At 60.4% G+C, this 3,749-nt stretch carries 3 protein-coding genes; 2 read left to right on the top strand and 1 reads right to left on the bottom strand.

What is annotated here, in order from left to right; genetic code table 11:
- Positions 1-52 precede the first annotated feature (52 nt).
- Positions 53-1,555 carry a nucleobase:cation symporter-2 family protein gene (locus NUV89_RS28480; RefSeq protein ID WP_257783937.1) on the bottom strand — a complete coding sequence of 501 codons (1,503 nt, stop codon included), beginning with the start codon at positions 1,553-1,555 and terminating at the stop codon, positions 53-55.
- A 173-nt stretch (positions 1,556-1,728) separates the two neighbouring features.
- Between NUV89_RS28480 and NUV89_RS28475 the strand changes: the two genes are divergently transcribed.
- Positions 1,729-2,676, top strand: coding sequence for a LysR family transcriptional regulator (locus NUV89_RS28475; RefSeq protein ID WP_257783936.1), 948 nt, complete (start codon positions 1,729-1,731; stop codon positions 2,674-2,676).
- Positions 2,677-2,819: 143 nt separating this feature from the next.
- A complete protein-coding gene (locus tag NUV89_RS28470) occupies positions 2,820-3,653 on the top strand; it encodes a nucleoside-binding protein (RefSeq protein ID WP_257783935.1) in 834 nt (277 codons plus the stop codon).
- The last annotated feature ends 96 nt before the right edge of the window (positions 3,654-3,749 follow it).

Here is a 3,749-nt window from a genome sequence, read left to right as displayed (position 1 = left end):
AGGATGTATTCACTGACACTCCGCATTCGCGAGCAAGCCCGCTCCCACATTTTTAGACCTCGGTTGCCTCAGGTATCGCCGCCCGCTTCTGCACATCCGCAACCAACGGAATCTCCTTACCCTCGGCATCAAACAGCTTGCCCCCCCGGAAGTAATCCCCATCGCGCAACGCGGCCACATCGTGGAAGCACAAGCTGCGCTCCGTCCCCGCCACAAACACCGATTGCTGGTCCGAGTTACCGGCGGTGAAGTGGTTGAACGCCAGGTTCAGCAAGATCGCCATGATCGCGGACGAGCTGATGCCAGAGTGGAAAATGGTGGCGAACCATGTCGGGAAGTGATCATAGAAGCTCGGTGCTGCAATCGGGATCATGCCAAAACCGATGGAAGTGGCGACAATGATAAGGTTCATGTTGTTGCGATAGTCCACCTTCGACAGCGTGCGGATACCGCTGGCCGCCACGGTGCCAAACAGCACAATGCCCGCCCCGCCCAGCACCGAGGTCGGCACCGCTGCGATCACTCGGCCCATAAAGGGCAGCAGGCCGAGGATCACCAGGAACAACCCGCCCGTTGCCACCACAAAACGACTCTTCACCCCGGTAACGGCCACCAGGCCGACGTTCTGGGCAAAGGCGCTCTGGGTGAACGAACCAAAGATCGGCGCGAACATGCTCGACAACATGTCGGCGCGCAAGCCGTTACCCAAGCGCTTGGAATCGACCTTGGTGTCGATGATCTCGCCCACCGCCAGGATATCCGCCGAGGTTTCCACCAGCGTCACCATCACCACGATGCACATGGAAATGATCGCGGCCACATGGAAGGTTGGCATGCCGAAATGGAATGGCGTAGGAAAACCGAACATTGGCCCCTGGGTCACCCCGGAGAAGTCCGCCATGCCCAGGAACACAGCAATCACGGTGCCGATCACCATCGCCAGCAGGATCGACAGGCGGGAAATGGTCGCGCTGCCGATCTTGCTCAACAGCAACACCAGCATCAGGGTCAATGCGGCCAGGCCGATGTTGGACATGCTGCCAAAATCCGCCGCGCGGCTGTTGCCGCCCATCGCCCAGCGCGCCGCAACGGGCATCAGGGTCAGGCCGATGGTGGTGATGACGATACCGGTCACCAGGGGCGGGAAGAATTTGGTTATTCGCGAGAACACCGGGGTAATCAACAGCCCGATAAACGACGCGGCCATCACCGCCCCGAGAATCGCCGGCACCCCGCCGGCGCCGTCGCTGCCGACGATCGCCACCATGGTGGCCACACCGGCAAACGACACGCCCTGCACCAACGGCAACTGACAGCCAAAGAACGGTAAACCCAAGGTTTGCAACAAGGTGGCCAGGCCACCGGCAAACAGCGACGCGGCGATCAACAGGCCGATATCCGCCGGCGACAACCCGGCTGCCTGACCGACGATCAACGGTACGGCAACGATGCCACCGTACATGGTGAGGACATGCTGCAGGCCGTAAGCCATGTTGGCGGCGACGCCTAGATTTTCATCTTCAGGCCGCTGCGGTGACGCCTTCGGGATAGTCATGGTGGGGGGATCTCTGTTTTTGTTGTGCAATCACTGTATGCAAAGGAAACACGGGATGTCCATAGAGTTGTATACAATCAATTCCACAACAGACCTGTAATCCTCGTTACAAAAATCCATTCAGCCGCCCTGTCCCGCGGCCTGAAGACCTGCGCAAAAGGACCTGAAAAAAAATGCTCAACCGCAAACTGCGCATCCACGCCCCGGCGATCTATTACTTCGACATGGTGCGGCGCTGCCATTCGATCCGCGAGGCCGCACGGCGCCTCAATGTGGCGTCGTCGGCGGTGAACCGGCAGATCCTCAAGCTCGAAGATGAGATGGGCGCGACGCTGTTTGAGCGTTTGCCGGGCGGCCTGCGTGTGACGGCGGCCGGCGAAATCCTCACGCGGCACATCACGCTGTTGTTGCAGGACGTGGAACGGGTGCGTGGTGAACTGGATGGCTTGCATGGCGTGCAGACCGGCCATGTGGAAATCGCCACGGTGGAAGGGGCCGCCGTGGAGCTGCTGCCCGCCGCCCTCAAGCGCATGCGCGAGCGTTATCCGAAGGTGACGATTGGCGTCACGGTGCAAGGCTCGCAGTCGATTCCCGGCGCGGTGGTCAATGGCCAGGCGGATTTGGGGCTGGCGTTTGCCCTGCCCCGCAGCGGCGAAATCACCCAACTGTGTGTCGGCCATTTCCGTCTTGGCGCACTGATGACACCGACCCACGCATTGGCGGGTGAAAGCCAAGTCAGCTACGGGCAGTGCTGCGAGTACGGGGTGATCCAGGCCAAGAGCGAGCTGTCGGTGCATCATCTGATCGCCCCGCTGCACAAGCGTGCCGCGCCAAACAAGGCGCTGCTGCACAGCAACTCCATGGAGTTGGCCCGGCAGTTGGCACGCCAGCAATTGGGCATTGCCTTCCAGACCCGCATCGGCATCGAGGCCGACCTGGCACGCGGCGAATTGCTGCATATCCCGTTGAGTGACCAGGGTGGAATCTTCAGCGACCTGGGCGTGTATGCGCGCAAAGACCGCGACTTGCCAGTGGCGGTGCAAGCGTTGGCGCATCTGCTGGGAGAGGAAATTGCCTTGCGCGAACGTGATGAAATGACCGCACCCCCGCGTATTTCCTGACTTCCAGGGCAGCCCGACTGCTGCCGTTTCGGCATCGGCCCAGGCGAGATTCTGTTCTTTGGCGTGCGCGATCCTTGTGTCGATACTGCGCCCGGCGACCCCTGCAAGGTCGCCATGAGCCAAACGCCAAAGGAATTAAAACAATGAAAAAGGCACTGCACGGCGCAACCGTATTGCTCACCCTCCTCGGCGGCGGGGAGGCTGTCGCGGTGGAATGGATGAACAACAGCGTAGGATTCCGCTACGGCCAACAGTTCACCAATCCGAATAACCCCGACGAATTCAGCAAGCGTATCTACAGCTTCACCCATGCCAGCGGCTACACGTACGGCAGCAACTTTCTCAACCTGGATGTGTTCCTGTCCGACAGCAGTGACCCACGCAAGGGCACCGATCACGGCGGTAGCGAGGTGTACGCGGTGTATCGGCACCAGCTTTACGCGTCACGGGTGTTCGATGTGCCGTTGGGCACGGGGCTGGTCAAGGATTACGCACTGACCCTGGGCTTCGATGCCAACCGCAATAACAACTTCGCCTCGGCGAAAAAGCGTGCGGTGGTGGTCGGCCCGACCTTGAAGTTCAACACCATCGGCGTGCTGGACCTGAGCCTGCTGTACTACAAGGAAAAGAACCACACCGGCATTCCCGGCGCGCAAGAGTCGAACCACACCTTCGACGACACCTACATGCTCAACCTGACTTGGATGCGCCCCTTCGAAATCGCCAACCACGCGGCGAAATTCCAGGGGTTCATCAACTACGTCGGCGAGAAAGGCGAGGACTACCACGGCCGCGACACTGCGCCCGAAGCGCTGGTGCGCAGTGCACTGATGGTGGCGGTGCGGCCGGGTAAAAACGTGAAGCCGAACCTGTATCTCGGTGTGGGTTACGAGTACTGGCACAACAAGTTTGGGGTGGACGGCGGCCGAGGTAGCCGCACGTCGACGCCGACGGTGAATATGGAAATCACCTTCTAGGGCATAACTGGAGAAACCGGATCCCAATGTGGGAGCGGGCTTGCCCGCGAAGGCGGTGGGTCAGTTGAACGATCTGTAGCTGACACACCGCATTCG

The sequence above is a fragment of the Pseudomonas sp. 18.1.10 genome (assembly GCF_024655625.1).
Classification (GTDB): domain Bacteria; phylum Pseudomonadota; class Gammaproteobacteria; order Pseudomonadales; family Pseudomonadaceae; genus Aquipseudomonas.
This window is presented reverse-complemented; position numbering and strand designations above follow the sequence as displayed.

Bases quoted from the DNA above. Each gene is read 5' to 3' on its own strand.
- NUV89_RS28480 (WP_257783937.1), bottom strand. From the start codon at position 1,555: ATGACTATCCCGAAGGCGTCACCGCAGCGGCCTGAAGATGAAAATCTA.
- NUV89_RS28470 (WP_257783935.1), top strand. From the start codon at position 2,820: ATGAAAAAGGCACTGCACGGCGCAACCGTATTGCTCACCCTCCTCGGC.
- NUV89_RS28475 (WP_257783936.1), top strand. From the start codon at position 1,729: ATGCTCAACCGCAAACTGCGCATCCACGCCCCGGCGATCTATTACTTC.